This window comes from Sphingomonas sp. (assembly GCF_036269755.1).
Lineage (GTDB): Bacteria > Pseudomonadota > Alphaproteobacteria > Sphingomonadales > Sphingomonadaceae > Sphingomonas.
Genome location: NZ_DATBDV010000023.1, coordinates 103,535 through 116,665, shown reverse-complemented (window position 1 = coordinate 116,665; position 13,131 = coordinate 103,535). Strand labels below are relative to the sequence as shown.

Genomic DNA, 13,131 nt, shown 5'->3' with positions numbered 1-13,131 from the left:
CTCAGAGTCGTGCTCTTATCAAGTCGACCAACCCGCCAATATTCTTGAGCGACGTGATTTCCGAGGTTTGAAAACGTACCCCGAATTCTTCCTCGACGCCGATCATGATCCGGACATGCGCCAGACTGTCCCAGTCCTCTACCTCGTCGGCGCGGGTGGCACGGTTCAGCGTAATCGTCTCGTCATCAAGCTGATCGCGCACGACCTCCTGAATGCGGCGGATGATATCTTCGTCGTTCATACAATCCAGTCGTCTTGGGGCTTGGAGTCATTGGCTCGCGCGACACGCGAACCGGCTGTTTTCGCTCGCCGATTTGCCAGCCCAGCGGAAGCGGAGCCCGACGATTTCGCGGGGGTGACTAAGGGTTGCGCGGCACCAAGTCCAGCCCTATCGCCGCGACGATGAGCTCCGTTTCCGTCCCGCAGCAATGGCGTTTCGATCATGCCGGCGTGGTGGTGAAGTCGCTCGAAAAAGGCAGGAAGCACTTTTCCGAAGCGCTTGGTGTGAACGATTGGAGCCACCCGCTGGTGGATCGGGTCAACGGAGTCCATCTGCAGTTCGGCCGCGACGCGTCGCTCATGGTTTACGAACTCCTCTCGCCGCTCGACGCCGATAGCCCCGTCGCCGGCGCGCTGGCGGCACGCAAGAATTTGCTCAACCATGTCGCCTATCGCGTCCGCGATCTCGCCGAGGCAGCCGCCGCTTTGCGCGATGCGCGGTGCTTTCCGGCGGGGGAACCCAAACCCGCGATCGCGTTCGGAGGCGCGATGATCCAGTTTTTCGTAACGCCGATCGATACGATCGTCGAACTGATCGAGGCGTATGATTTCGCGCACGATTTTAGGCCGCTTGCCGTTAGCCAAGGTGAAAGATGACAGTTCCTGAGCCCTACCCCGCCACCCGCTCGCTGACCCAGGCGGTCGTCGCGTACTGGCCCCAGCATGCCACGTTCGTCGAGAACAGTTTTCGGGATCGCGAGCCGGCCTCGCTGGCGGTGGCCGAACGGCTGTCGGAGTGTATCTTGAAACTCGCCCAGGACGCGCCCGGCGGGCTCCAGGCGCTATGCGACGATTATCGCTTCCTGTGCGAGGATATCGTCCTGCCCGAAGAGATCCACTTTCGCCGCAACGGCGCATACCGTCTCTCGAACTTCGACGATGCCAATGCCGAATGCTACGCCAACGAGCCGTTCATGTCGCGCTACATGAACGGTCTGCTGCTATCGGATGTCCTGTGGGCCAATCACGCGAACGCTTTCGCGGCGTTCGTGAACGATTTTCTACCCCGATTGCCCGAAGGCGCGCGACATCTGGAAATCGGGCCGGGCCATGGCCTGTTCCTGTATTTCGCGGCGAGCGATCCGCGCGTCGCATCGATCAGCGGATGGGATATCAGCCCTGCAAGCATCGAGAAGACGCGCCATGCGCTCGACCTCCTCGACGCGCCGCGGCAACCGGACCTCACGTTGCGCGACTTGTTCGATGCGAGCGCCGACCGCGGCGATCGATTCGATAGCATCGTAATGAGCGAGATACTCGAGCACCTCGAGGATCCGACTGCCGCGCTTCGCGCTGCTGCCCGGCACCTTGAGCCAGGCGGGCTGATCTTCGTCAACGTGCCGGCCAACAGCCCGGCGCCGGATCATATCTTCCTGTTTCACGACGTTTCCCATGCGCGCCAAATCATGTTGGATGCAGGTCTCGATGTCCTCGATTCGGTCGCTTATCCGATGTCGGGTGCGACGCTCGACCGCGCGATCAGGCACAAGCTATCGGTGTCATGCGTCCTGACGGGCAGACGACCGGCCTAAGCGGCCGCGCAACGACAGCTCGGATCCTTGGGCAGCGCGATCGTCCGGAACCGCAGCGACAGGCCGTCGGCGAGCAGCAGCTTGCCCGCGCTGTCCTCGCCGAACGGGACGATCGCGCGGGTCACCTCGAGCGCGGCGAGGCTGCCCATCACCCCGGCCATTGCGCCGAGCACGCCGACATCGGCGCAGCTCGCGCCCTCGCGTTCGGGATCGCCGCCGACGAAGCAGCGATAGCAGGGCTTGTCCGGCTCCCATCCGCGATAGACGCCGAGCTGCCCCTCGAACTGCGCGACCGCCGCCGAGACGAGCGGGATACACAGCGCGAGCGCGGCATCGGCGACGGCGAGCCGAGTCGCGAAATTGTCGGTGCCGTCGAGCACGACATCGGCGCCGGCGATGATTTCGCGTACATTGTCGGGGTCTATCCGGGCGGTGCGCCGTTCGATCCGCACGCCAGGATCGATGTGCGCCAGCGCCGTGGCGGCGGCGTCTGTCTTCGGCGTGCCGATATCGCCCGTCCCGAACAGGGTCTGGCGCTGAAGGTTGGACAGATCGACGGCGTCGTCGTCGACGATCCCGATCCGTCCGATCCCGGCGGCCACGAGATATTGCAGCGCCGGCGACCCGATCCCGCCCGCGCCGATCACCACGACCTGCGCCGCGCGCAACCGCGCCTGGCCGGCGCCGCCGATCTCCTTCAACACGATATGCCGGGCGAACCGGGTCAGGTCCTGATCGCTGAGACTCACGGGCTCCAGCTAAGCATCATCCCGGTGCGATACCAGCGATCGCTCATACGCCGGTCGAGCCGAACCCTCCGTCGCCACGCTCGGTATCGCCGAGCTCGTCGACCTCGTGCAGCGTGGCGCGCTGAACGGGCGCGGGGACGAGTTGCGCGATGCGGTCGCCGCGCGCGATCTCGAACGGCTCGGTCCCCAGATTGGCGAGGATGACCTTCACCTCGCCGCGATAATCCTGGTCGATCGTGCCCGGTGTGTTGAGGCAGGTAATGCCGTTCTTGAGCGCCAGGCCCGAGCGGGGGCGGACTTGAACCTCATACCCTTCGGGGATCGCGATCGCGAACCCGGTCGCGACCGCGTGGCGCGCACCGGGGGCGAGCCGCAGGCTTTCCGCGGCGACCACGTCCATGCCCGCCGCGCCATCGGTGGCGTAAGCCGGAAACGGCAACCCGCCACCATTGGGCAAGCGTTTGATCTGAATTCGAATCGGATCGGGCATTGCGCGAGCGTATCGCAATGCGCCGCGCCATGCAGCCCCGCGTTTTGGCTGACGCCGCGTTAGCCATGACTGGCATTGCATCGGCAATCGATACGATGCCAGAACGATGGCGATGTCCGAGCAATTCCGCATCGCGCCCGTCGCGAACGATATCGACCTGTGCGCGGCGGCGGGATTGTTCGACGATTACGCGCGGTCGCTGCCGGTCGATCTGGGGTATCAGGAATTTGCCGCCGAACTCGCCGGACTGCCCGGCAAATATGCGGCGCCGGCGGGCGCGCTGTTGCTGGCGCGCGGCTCGAGCGGGGCGGCGGTCGGGTGTGTCGCGCTACGACCGCTCGGCGACGGGGTGTGCGAGATGAAGCGGCTGTTCGTGGCGCGCTCGGCGCGCGGTCTGGGGCTGGGGGCCGCATTGGCCGAAGCGATCGTCGCGGCCGCGCGCGATCGCGGGTATCGCGAACTCAGGCTCGACACCTTGTCGTCGATGGCGCGCGCAGCGGCGCTGTATCGTGCGATGGGGTTCGAGCCGATCGCGCCATATTACGGCCCGACCCCGGCGGGGACGGTGTTCATGGCATTGCAGCTTTAGCGGCCCTTACGCGAGCGCCGCATCGATCCGCGCGGCGATCCGGCGCGCCACCTCGTCCTTGGGCAAGCTTTCCCAGGTTTCGGCGCCTGCGGCGGTGACGATGTGCACCGCGTTGGCGTCGCCGCCCATGACGTCCCCCGACACGTCGTTGGCGACGATCCAGTCCGCGCCCTTCTTCGCGAGCTTGGCGGTGGCATGCTCGATTACGCGCTCGGTTTCCGCCGCGAAGCCGATCAGCAAGCGCGGGCGACGGGCATCTTTTGCCAGCGTGGCGAGGATGTCGGGATTTTCGACGAGGCGCAGGGCGGGCGGGCCATGGGTGCCCTTCTTGATCTTCTGCGGGTTCGCTTCGACTCGCCAATCGGCGACCGCCGCGACCATCACCGCGGCGTCGGCCGGGAGCGCGGCCTCGACCGCCGCCGCCATCTCGCGCGCGGTCTCGACGTCGATCCGCTCGGCCCCTGCGGGCGTGGCGAGCGTCACCGGGCCGGCGATCAGGGTGACGCGTGCGCCCAATGCCGCCAAGGCTCCCGCGATCGCGAACCCCTGCTTTCCCGACGAGCGATTGGCGATGTAGCGCACCGGATCGATCGGTTCGTGCGTCGGCCCGGCGGTGACGATGATGTGGCGGCCGTCGAGCATCAATCCGTCGCCCCGGCGGAGGCCGGGGCCGCGATGGTGTTGGCGGTGAGCCTGTCCAGGTGAAGCGGCGGCCCCGGCCTTCGCCGGGGCGACGATGGCGGCGACGTCACTTGCCCAGCATCTGCTGGATCGCCGCCAAGATCGCCTCCGGCGCGGGCAAGCGCCCAGGACCGAATTCACCGCACGCCATCGCGCCTTCATCGGGGTCGAGCACGGCCACGCCATCGCCGCGCAAGGTCGCGACGTTGCGCACCATCGCCGGATGCTGCCACATCCGCACATTCATCGCCGGCGCGGCGAGCACCGGCTTGTCGGTCGCGAGCAACAGCGTGGTGGCGAGGTCGTCGGCGATCCCGGCCGCCATCTTCGCCAGCAAGTCCGCCGTGGCGGGAGCGATGACGATCAAATCGGCCTCGCGGCTCAACTGGATATGCCCCATCTCGGTCTCATCCTTGAGATCCCAGAGCGACGTATAGACCTGTTCCTCGGACAGCGCCGCCAGCGTCATCGGCGTAATGAACTGCGCGCCGCCCGCAGTCAGCACGCATTTGACGCCGATATCCGCTTTCTTCGCCAGCCGGATCAGCTCGCAGGCCTTGTATGCTGCGATGCCGCCGCCGACGATCAACAGGATTCGCTTCATGGCGTGATCCTCGTGACCGTGATCTTGCGTTGTCTGGGGAAGGCGGCGGCGATCAAATCCTTGAGCCCGTCAGGCGCGAAGGCCAGGCCGACCAGGATCGCGGGCGCCACCATCAGCCCCCAATAGAAGGTGTCGACGCGCCCGAACAGGCCGATCAGCGCGGCGTAGAGCGCGAAGGTCACGAGCGCGCGCAAGCCGGTGCCGTCCCGCCACGCTGCCCAGCCGAACAAGGTGAACCCCATCAGCAGCGCCGCGAACCACATCGGCGCGAGCCGGAGCGCGGTCGACAGCGTGATCGCCTCGACGAAGAACCCGAACCCGAGCATCCCGCTCCAGCCGGGGGAGGCCGGGTCGAGGGGGCGGACGACTTGCGCCACCGCGTGCGCGTGCGCGACGACGACGATCGCGAGCAACGCGACGCCCGCGGCCCATCCGGCGGCCTCCTTGCGCTCGCCCTCCGCCAGCGCGAGCAGGCACATCGCCGCGACGTACAGCGCCGACGTCTCGCGGACCAGCATCGCGAGCGCGCCGATCCCTGCGGCGGCAACCCACTGCCCCGGGCGGCGCAGCGCAAGGCTGAGCGCGATAAGGAGCCCCGCCCACACTTCGTGGAAGCTCGCCAGATCGGCCTGGACGAATGCGCCGAGCCCGCCGGCAAGCAGCACCATCGCCAACAGCAGCGGCGGCGGCCGCGCAAACGCCGGCCGCAGCCGCCTGAACCACGCGACCATCACTCCGGCCGCGAGCACGTAGAGCAGAAGGACCACCGTCCAGCTCGGCAGCATCGCCTGTGCGACCGCGAGCGTCGGCAGGCGGAACGTGACGAACGGCTTCATCGGGTAATCGCCCGCGCGCAGCTGGTCTGCAGCGACGGTATAGTAATTGCCGCCATGCCGCACGCCGTCGACGATCGCTTCGTAGAGCACGACATCGGCCTGATCGTCGGCGCGCTTGGCCACGTCGCCGCTCACCGCGGGCGGCGCGGGGACGGCGAGCGCACTCAGCGTGGCGATCAGCAGGATCAGCAGCAGCGCCAGCCCGATCCGCGCGCGGCGCTTCGACAGCCCGGCGAACCGCGAGGGTTGGGAGAGCCAGATCGTCGCCATATCAGCCCCTCCCCTTCAGGGGAGGGGAAGGGGGTGGGGCGGAGCCTCGCAGAGACCGTCGCCCGTGATTTCCCCACCCCAACCCCTCCCCTGAAGGGGAGGGGCTTGAAGAAGGCGAGCCCCTCACCGCATCAAAACCCACGCCGCCGCCACAGCCACCACCGCGCTCAGCACCGCCACCGCCAGATACCGCCACCCTCCGCCAATCCGCACCACCTGCACCTCTGCGAGCGGCGGGGTTGGGGGCGCGCCGCCGGGCGCCGGATACCGCGCCTCGATTCGGCGAATCAGATCGGGCAGCCGCGCGACGGTGCGCAGGTCGGTGATCAGCCGGTCGGCCAGCGCCGCTTCGGGGCCAAGCTCGGTGCGGATCCATTCGCGGATGAACGGCGCCGCGGTCTCCCACATGTTGATCTCTGGATCGAGGCTGGTGGCGACGCCCTCGACCATCACCATGGTCTTTTGCAGCAGCAGCAGATGCGGCTGAGTCTGCATGTCGAAATCGCGGGTGATCTTGAACAATCCGTCGAGCATCATCCCGATCGACATGTCCTTGACCGGCAGCCCGCGCATCGGCTCGCCGACCGCGCGCAACGCCGTCGCGAACTCGCCGACATTGTGGTGCGGCGGCACGTACCCGGCCTCGAAATGGATTTCGGCCACCCGCTTATAATTGCCGGTGATCAGCCCGTAGAGGATCTCCGCCAGCCACACCCGCGCGCGCCGGTCGATCCGCCCCATGATCCCGAAATCGATCGCCGCGATCTTGCCGTCGGGGGTCGCGAACAAATTCCCCTGGTGCATGTCGGCGTGGAAGAAGCCCTCCGAAATCGCCTGGCGCAGGAACGCGTTGACCAGGATGTCGGCGAGCTTCTTGGGGTCGTGCCCGGCGGCGATCAGGCGGTCGCGATTGGCGAGCTTGATCCCGTCGATCCATTCGAGCGTCATCACGCGCCCGCTGGTGCGTTGCCAGTCGATCGCGGGAACGAGGAAATCGGGCTCGGCGTGCATCGCCTCGGCGAGCTCGGACGCGGAAGCCGCCTCGCGCCGCAGATCGAGCTCGCGCGCGGTCCAGCGCTTGAACGTCTCGATGACGAGGCGGGGGCGCAGCCGCGACAGCTCGCCCCCCATCGCTTCGGCTTGAGCGGCGGCCCATTGATAGGTGTCGATCGCCTTGGCGAAATCCTCCTCGATGCCCGGGCGCAGTACCTTGACCGCGACCTCGGCGCCGTCGAGCGTCACCGCGCGGTGGACTTGCGCGATCGACGCGGCGCCCACCGCAGCTTCGTCGATCGCGGCGAACAGCTCCGCGATCGGCCGGCCCAGCCCGGTCTCGATCGCGCGGCGGATCGTGTCGAAGGGGAGGGGCGGCAGCGCGTCCTGCAGCCGCATCAGATCGTGCGCGGCGTCCTCGCCGACCAGATCGGGGCGAGTCGCCAGCGTCTGGCCAAGCTTGATCGCGGCGGGGCCGATCGCCTGGAATGCGTCGGCGTAGCGCGGCGCCTCGGGTACGCGCGCGCCGAACCGCGCGAGCCTGACCAGCCGGCGCAGCCGCGGCGGCGTGTTGGGATCGCGCTCGATCCCGCGCAACGCCCCGTGCCGCGCGAGGATCCGGCCCCATTTGAGCAGGCGCCAGGTGTGGACGAGGGGGGCGGTCACCGGATTCCCCTCCCGCTTGCGGGAGGGACTAGGGGTGGACCTGTCAAAGGCGCCACCCGAACCAGGCCCACCCCCGGCCCCTCCCGCAAGCGGGAGGGGAGAAGATCGCCACCCATCAAATCTTCCAGCCGCTATGGATCGCGACCAGCCCGCCGAGCATCGGCTCGAATTTGGTCTGGACGAACCCCGCCTCGCCGATCATCGCCTTGAACCGCTCCATTGTCGGGAAGCGGCGGATCGATTCGACGAGATAGCGATAGCTTTCCTCGTCGCCCGCGATCGCCTTGCCGACCTTGGGGACGATGTGGTGCGAGTAAGCGTCATAGACGTCGGCGAAACCCGGCCACAAAGTCGTCGAGAATTCGAGGCAGAAGAACCGCCCGCCGCGCTTGAGCACGCGGTTCGCCTCGCGCAGTGCCTGGGGGATGTCGGTCACGTTCCTGATCCCGAACGCGATCGTATAGGCGTCGAAGGAGCGGTCGGGCCAGGGCAGCTCCTCGGCATTGGCCTCGCTCCAGACCAAGCCGTTGATCCCACGCTTCGCCGCGCGCTCGATCCCGACCTCGAGCATCGCGGGGTTGATATCGGCGACGGTCACCGCCGCCCCAGACTTCGCCATGCGAAACGCGATGTCGCCGGTGCCGCCGGCCATGTCGAGGATCGCCTCACCCGCGCGCGGCTTGACGCGGCGGACGAACACGTCCTTCCACACGCGGTGCAGCCCGCCCGACATCGCGTCGTTCATCAAATCGTATTTGGCGGCGACGCTGGCGAACACCCCGCCGACGCGGCGAGTCTTTTCGTCGGGCGAAACCTCTTCGTAGCCGAAGGAGACGGTGTCGGTCATGCGCGCGGCTCTAGCGAGCGCTTGTGACCGGAGCAAACGCAACCTAGCAGCACCGACATGCCCGAACTCCCCGAAGTCGAAACCACCGTCCGCGGGCTCGAGCCGGTTCTGAAAGGCCAGCGCCTGACGCATGTCGTCACGCGGCGCGGCGACCTGCGGCGCGCATTCCCGCCCGACCTCGCGCAACGCATGACCGGCGCCACCGTCAGTGCGCTCGGCCGCCGCGCCAAATACGGGCTGATCGAAACGACCCGCGGCGACACAATGATCTTCCACCTTGGCATGTCGGGGCGCTGGCGAGTCGATCCGGGCGCGCTGGAAAAGCACGACCACCTGGTGATCGAAACCGCGAGCGGGCGGCGCGTCGCGCTCAACGATCCGCGCCGCTTCGGGTCGGTCGATCTCGTGCCGACTGCCGAGCTCGCCGAGTTCCCCGCCTTCAGGGCGCTCGGCCCCGAACCGCTCGGGCCCGGTCTGACGGGCGCCTATCTCAAGCGCGCACTCAAGGGCCGCGTCGCGTCGATCAAGCTGCTGCTGCTCGACCAGCGCATCGTCGCGGGGCTCGGCAACATCTATGTCTGCGAGGCGCTCTACGCCGCGCGAATCTCGCCCCGGCGCGAGGGCGGCCGGATCAGCCTCGCGCGGCTCGACCGGCTGGTCGTCGAAATCCGCGCCGTGCTCGAATCGGCGATCGCCGCCGGCGGATCGAGCTTGCGCGACTTCGCGGCGCCGGGCGGCGAGCTCGGCTATTTCTCGAAACAATTCCTCGTCTATGGCCGCGAGGGGCAGCCGTGCGCGTGCGGCGGCACCGTTCGCCGCTACGTCGAGGGGGGGCGCTCGACGTTCTGGTGTCCGACTTGCCAGACTTGAAGAGCGCTACTGGCCGCGCCGAACCGCAACACCCAGTCCTAGGTTGACCGAATCCTTCGCCCTCGTTAAGGGCCACCGCTTCCGGGCGCGGCTTTTCGTCGTGCCCGTTCCATTTTTGCTAGATTCAGAGGGCTTTCATGGCGAACACGCCGCAAGCGAAGAAGCGTATCCGTCGCAACGACCGCCGGGCCGAGATCAACGGCAACCGCGTCGGCCGTATCCGGACGTTCGTCAAGAAGGTCGAGGCGGCGCTCGCGTCGGGCGACAAGGAAGCCGCGACCACCGCGCTTGCGGCGGTGCAGCCCGAATTGCAGCGTGGCGTCGCCAAGGGCGTGCTCCACAAGAATACCGCGAGCCGCAAATTTTCGCGCCTGACCAAGCGACTCGCGTCGCTGTAAAACGAATCGTTTCGAAGCAGGGCAGGTGCCCGCCGGCGACCGTTCGCCGGCGGGTTTTTTGTATTTCCGGCACCGCGCCATGCTGCGCGCAGACGGGAAACCATACCGCATGTTCGAACGGCAGCTAAGACTCCACGGAATCCGCGCGATTCGCATGCGTTAACAAAAGTTAATAAACGAAATACGAGGTATTTCAACGGCTTGACCAAGAAATGCTGGTTTTCCGGGGGGTTCGGCGAGTCAATATTTTTATTTCCGAATTGTGACAGTTCGCCCCCTTGATCGACTCGCCAAGCTGTTCCTAAACATCCCCCGTCACGCCGTTTCGCGCCGTGGCCGACCACTAGCAGATGTCAGTTCAGACGGATGATTTCCGGCTGAGGGGAATCGTCTGCGTGGATTTTGGGGAGGGTCGCGTGCGGGGGCGTGCGGCCGAAGCAGGGAAGGGGGTTTCGCGAGTGGCGGTTTCGGTAGCGAGGGATGGCGGCGTGCCCGGGGAAGTTCTCAATGCCTGGGCGCGAATCCGCAAGAACCTGCGCGAATCGGCCGGCGCTCGACTGTTCGAACAGTGGCTCAAGCCGATCGAGCTTGGCGATAGCGACGATTCGGCGGCTGTCCGGCTGACCTTGCCGTCGGCATTCACCGCCAATTGGGTCCGCAACCATTATGCCGACCGGCTGCTCCAGGAATTTCGCGCGGCGATCCCGGCGATTCGCACCGTCTCGATCGAAGTGCGCGCCGCCAATGCGCCGGTGCTGCGAGTCGCTGCCGAGGAACCGGCCATCGCGACCAAGCCGGCCGCGGTGCCGACCGAGCGCCCCTCGCTCGATTCGCGGCTGACCTTCGACCGCTTCGTGATCGACGCCACCAACCGAGTCGCGTTCAACGCCGCGCGCGCGCTCGCGGAACCGGGCAAGCCGCGGTTCAGTCCGCTGTTCCTCCATTCGGGCACCGGGCTCGGCAAGACTCACCTGATGCATGCGATCGGCCATGCGTTCCTCGCGGCGGTTCCCGACGCGCGCGTGATCCTGATGTCGGCCGAACGCTTCATGTTCGAATTCGTGGCGGCGATCCGCGCCAACGACACGCACGCGTTCAAGGCGCGGCTGCGCGGGTCGGATCTGCTGATGATCGACGATCTCCACTTCATCTCGGGCAAGAAGCCGACCCAGGACGAGTTCTTCCACACGATCAACGAGCTGACCGCGGCCGGCAAGCGGCTGGTGATCACCGCCGACCGGCACCCGCACGGGCTCGACGATGTCGAGGCGCGGATCGTATCGCGGCTGTCGATGGGCTTGGTCGCCGACATCAAGGTGCCCGACGTGACGCTGCGCCGCGCGCTACTCGACCATCGTCTGGGCGAATTGCCCGACGTCAACGTGCCCGACGACGTGCTCGAACTGCTCGCGCACAAGATCACCGGGTCGTTGCGCGAGGTCGAGGGCGCGCTCAACCGCCTCGTTGCCTATGCCCAGTTGACCGGCGAGGCGATCGACCTGGGGTTCGCGCAAGCGACGCTCGGCGATCTGCTGCGCGGCGGCACCAAGCGGATCACGATCGACGAAATCCAGCGCGCGGTTTCGACCCATTTCGACCTCAAGCCGGTCGACCTGGTTTCGGCGCGCCGCGCCGTCGTCGTCGCGCGCCCGCGCCAGATCGCGATGTACCTTGCGAAGCGCCTGACCACCCGCTCGCTGCCGGAGATCGGCCGCAAGTTCGGCGGCCGCGACCATTCGACCGTGATCCACGCGGTGCGCCGCATCGAGGAACTGCGCGGGTCTGATCATGAAATCGACGGCGCGGTGAAGTCGCTGATCAGGCAGCTGGAGGGGTAGGCATTAGCCCTCTCCCGCGTGCGGGAGAGGGTTGGGTGAGGGTCTTCTCACTTCTTCTCGGCCATCCGCCGGATCAACGCGTCGCGCAAAACATCGATCACGCCCGCAAGGTTGCCCAGCACATCGTTGTTCCAGAAGCGCAGTACTTCAAACCCTTGGGCCTCAAGAAATGCCGTCCGCGCAGCATCGCGCTTTTCGTCATGTTGTCCGCCATCGAGCTCGACAATCAGCATAGCTTCCAGACAGGCGAAGTCTGCGACGAAGGGGAGTAGGCTATGCTGAAAGCGGAACTTGAAACCGTCGATCTGACGATTGCGAACCGCCTGCCAAAATCGCTCTTCTGCTTCTGTCGGATCGTGGCGTAGTCGAGATGCGTGCGGGCTGATCTGACGGCGGACCGGGGGCATTGCGGCAATCTAGAAGAAAGAAGACCCTCACCCAACCCTCTCCCGCAAGCGGGAGAGGGCTAATCCTCAAACCTGCAGCCCGACCGCGTCCTGCGCCGTGCGCAGCGTCGGCGCGGCGATGGCGCGCGCCTTCTCCGCGCCGCGTTCCAACACGCGCCCAACCTCGGCGCGGTCGCCCAGCAATCCCGTCAGCCGCTCTCGGATCGGGCCGAGCTTCGCCACCGCCAGATCGGCCAGTGCCGGCTTGAACTGGCCGAAGCCCTGGCCACCATATTGCGCGATCACCTCGACCGGCGCGATGTCCGCCAGCGCGGCGTAGATCGTCACCAGATTGCGTGCCTCGGGCCGCGTCTCGATCCCATCGACATGCTCGGGCAGCGGCTCGGGATCGCTCTTGGCCTTCTTGAACTTCGACACGATCGTGTCGTCCGAATCGATCAAATTGATCCGTGACAGGTCCGAGGGGTCCGACTTCGACATCTTCGCGGCACCATCGCGCAACGACATGATCCGCGGCGCGGCCTTCGACACGAACGGCTCGGGCAGGGCGAACAGGTCGACCCCGAAATCGAAGTTGAACTTGGTCGCGATGTCGCGCGCCAGCTCGAGATGCTGCTTCTGGTCCTCGCCTACGGGCACATGCGTCGCCTGATAGAGCAGGACGTCGGCCGCCTGGAGCACGGGGTAATCGAACAGCGCGACGCTCGATCCCTCGCGGTTCTTGCCGGCCTTGTCCTTCCACTGCGTCATGCGGTTGAGCCAGCCCATCCGCGCAGTGCCGTTCAAGAGCCACGCCAGCTCGGAATGCGCGGGGACTCGCGCCTGGTTGAACAGGATCGAGCGATCCGGGTCGATCCCGCAGGCGAGCAAGGTCGCCGTCATCTCGACCGTCGCGTTGGCGAGCTCGGCAGGCACCACCGGCAAGGAGATCGCGTGGAGGTCAGCGAGGAAGAACAGGCAGGCATCGTCCGCGCCCATCGCATCCTGCATCGCGACCCATTGCTTGATCGCGCCGAGGTAATTGCCGAGGTGGAGGTTGCCGGTAGGCTGGATGCCGGAGACGACGCGCATGGGGGTCTCTT

Annotated in this window: 14 protein-coding genes and 1 pseudogene; 6 read left to right on the top strand and 9 right to left on the bottom strand. The window is 66.7% G+C overall.

The genetic code is table 11. From position 1 onward, the window contains the following. Position 1: 1 nt before the first annotated feature. Positions 2–241 (bottom strand): acyl carrier protein, encoded by a 240-nt coding sequence (locus VH326_RS15295; RefSeq protein WP_329632705.1) that lies wholly within the window; start codon positions 239–241, stop codon positions 2–4. Positions 242–402: 161 nt separating this feature from the next. Here VH326_RS15295 and VH326_RS15290 point away from each other — a divergent pair, with 161 nt between their 5' ends. Both VH326_RS15290 and VH326_RS15285 read left to right on the top strand, forming a co-directional pair. Continuing rightward, on the top strand, positions 403–876 hold the full coding sequence (locus VH326_RS15290) for a VOC family protein (protein ID WP_329632704.1): 474 nt from the start codon (positions 403–405) through the stop codon (positions 874–876). After that, positions 873–1,811 (top strand): class I SAM-dependent methyltransferase, encoded by a 939-nt coding sequence (locus VH326_RS15285; protein ID WP_329632703.1) that lies wholly within the window; start codon positions 873–875, stop codon positions 1,809–1,811. The genes VH326_RS15290 and VH326_RS15285 overlap by 4 nt, the downstream gene beginning before the upstream one ends. On the opposite strand, the gene VH326_RS15280 is transcribed toward VH326_RS15285, so the two are convergent. Both VH326_RS15280 and dut read right to left on the bottom strand, forming a co-directional pair. Next, a complete protein-coding gene (locus VH326_RS15280) occupies positions 1,808–2,560 on the bottom strand; it encodes a molybdopterin-synthase adenylyltransferase MoeB (RefSeq protein WP_329632702.1) in 753 nt (250 codons plus the stop codon). The genes VH326_RS15285 and VH326_RS15280 overlap by 4 nt on opposite strands. Before the next feature lie 43 nt (positions 2,561–2,603). Next, positions 2,604–3,050 (bottom strand): dUTP diphosphatase, encoded by a 447-nt coding sequence (dut, locus tag VH326_RS15275; RefSeq protein WP_329632701.1) that lies wholly within the window; start codon positions 3,048–3,050, stop codon positions 2,604–2,606. Between the two features lie 112 nt (positions 3,051–3,162). Between dut and VH326_RS15270 the strand changes: the two genes are divergently transcribed. Then, positions 3,163–3,639 (top strand): GNAT family N-acetyltransferase, encoded by a 477-nt coding sequence (locus tag VH326_RS15270; protein ID WP_329632700.1) that lies wholly within the window; start codon positions 3,163–3,165, stop codon positions 3,637–3,639. Positions 3,640–3,645: 6 nt separating this feature from the next. Here VH326_RS15270 and VH326_RS15265 read toward each other — a convergent pair. The 4 genes and pseudogenes from VH326_RS15265 to VH326_RS15250 form a co-directional block, all read right to left on the bottom strand. After that, positions 3,646–4,924, bottom strand: a pseudogene (locus VH326_RS15265) (bifunctional phosphopantothenoylcysteine decarboxylase/phosphopantothenate synthase). Next, entirely contained in the window at positions 4,921–6,030 is a 1,110-nt protein-coding gene (locus tag VH326_RS15260; RefSeq protein ID WP_329632699.1) for a hypothetical protein, read from the bottom strand. Before VH326_RS15260 ends, VH326_RS15265 begins: the two are co-directional and overlap by 4 nt. Positions 6,031–6,153: 123 nt before the next feature. Then, positions 6,154–7,689: a 2-polyprenylphenol 6-hydroxylase gene (gene ubiB / locus VH326_RS15255; protein ID WP_329632698.1), complete on the bottom strand. Its 1,536-nt coding sequence runs from the start codon at positions 7,687–7,689 to the stop codon at positions 6,154–6,156. Positions 7,690–7,804: 115 nt separating this feature from the next. Continuing rightward, positions 7,805–8,536: a class I SAM-dependent methyltransferase gene (locus tag VH326_RS15250; protein ID WP_329632697.1), complete on the bottom strand. Its 732-nt coding sequence runs from the start codon at positions 8,534–8,536 to the stop codon at positions 7,805–7,807. Positions 8,537–8,593: 57 nt separating this feature from the next. On the opposite strand from VH326_RS15250, the gene mutM reads away from it, so the two are divergent. The 3 genes from mutM to dnaA all read left to right on the top strand — a co-directional run bounded on the left by mutM (position 8,594) and on the right by dnaA (position 11,642). Beyond that, a complete protein-coding gene (gene mutM, locus VH326_RS15245) occupies positions 8,594–9,406 on the top strand; it encodes a bifunctional DNA-formamidopyrimidine glycosylase/DNA-(apurinic or apyrimidinic site) lyase (protein ID WP_329632696.1) in 813 nt (270 codons plus the stop codon). 137 nt (positions 9,407–9,543) lie between these two features. Beyond that, entirely contained in the window at positions 9,544–9,804 is a 261-nt protein-coding gene (gene rpsT, locus VH326_RS15240) for a 30S ribosomal protein S20 (protein ID WP_329632695.1), read from the top strand. Positions 9,805–10,292: 488 nt separating this feature from the next. After that, positions 10,293–11,642: a chromosomal replication initiator protein DnaA gene (gene dnaA, locus VH326_RS15235; protein ID WP_329632694.1), complete on the top strand. Its 1,350-nt coding sequence runs from the start codon at positions 10,293–10,295 to the stop codon at positions 11,640–11,642. 47 nt (positions 11,643–11,689) lie between these two features. On the opposite strand, the gene VH326_RS15230 is transcribed toward dnaA, so the two are convergent. Both VH326_RS15230 and trpS read right to left on the bottom strand, forming a co-directional pair. Continuing rightward, positions 11,690–12,049 carry an endonuclease domain-containing protein gene (locus VH326_RS15230; protein WP_329632693.1) on the bottom strand — a complete coding sequence of 120 codons (360 nt, stop codon included), beginning with the start codon at positions 12,047–12,049 and terminating at the stop codon, positions 11,690–11,692. A 66-nt stretch (positions 12,050–12,115) separates the two neighbouring features. Further along, a complete protein-coding gene (gene trpS, locus VH326_RS15225; protein WP_329632692.1) occupies positions 12,116–13,120 on the bottom strand; it encodes a tryptophan--tRNA ligase in 1,005 nt (334 codons plus the stop codon). Between the last annotated feature and the right edge of the window lie 11 nt (positions 13,121–13,131).

Coding starts and splice junctions, on each gene's coding strand:
- mutM (WP_329632696.1), top strand. CDS start 8,594: ATGCCCGAACTCCCCGAAGTCGAAACCACCGTCCGCGGGCTCGAGCCG.
- VH326_RS15295 (WP_329632705.1), bottom strand. CDS start 241: ATGAACGACGAAGATATCATCCGCCGCATTCAGGAGGTCGTGCGCGAT.
- VH326_RS15285 (WP_329632703.1), top strand. CDS start 873: ATGACAGTTCCTGAGCCCTACCCCGCCACCCGCTCGCTGACCCAGGCG.
- rpsT (WP_329632695.1), top strand. CDS start 9,544: ATGGCGAACACGCCGCAAGCGAAGAAGCGTATCCGTCGCAACGACCGC.
- VH326_RS15260 (WP_329632699.1), bottom strand. CDS start 6,030: ATGGCGACGATCTGGCTCTCCCAACCCTCGCGGTTCGCCGGGCTGTCG.
- VH326_RS15230 (WP_329632693.1), bottom strand. CDS start 12,049: ATGCCCCCGGTCCGCCGTCAGATCAGCCCGCACGCATCTCGACTACGC.
- VH326_RS15290 (WP_329632704.1), top strand. CDS start 403: ATGAGCTCCGTTTCCGTCCCGCAGCAATGGCGTTTCGATCATGCCGGC.
- VH326_RS15250 (WP_329632697.1), bottom strand. CDS start 8,536: ATGACCGACACCGTCTCCTTCGGCTACGAAGAGGTTTCGCCCGACGAA.
- dut (WP_329632701.1), bottom strand. CDS start 3,050: ATGCCCGATCCGATTCGAATTCAGATCAAACGCTTGCCCAATGGTGGC.
- VH326_RS15270 (WP_329632700.1), top strand. CDS start 3,163: ATGTCCGAGCAATTCCGCATCGCGCCCGTCGCGAACGATATCGACCTG.
- trpS (WP_329632692.1), bottom strand. CDS start 13,120: ATGCGCGTCGTCTCCGGCATCCAGCCTACCGGCAACCTCCACCTCGGC.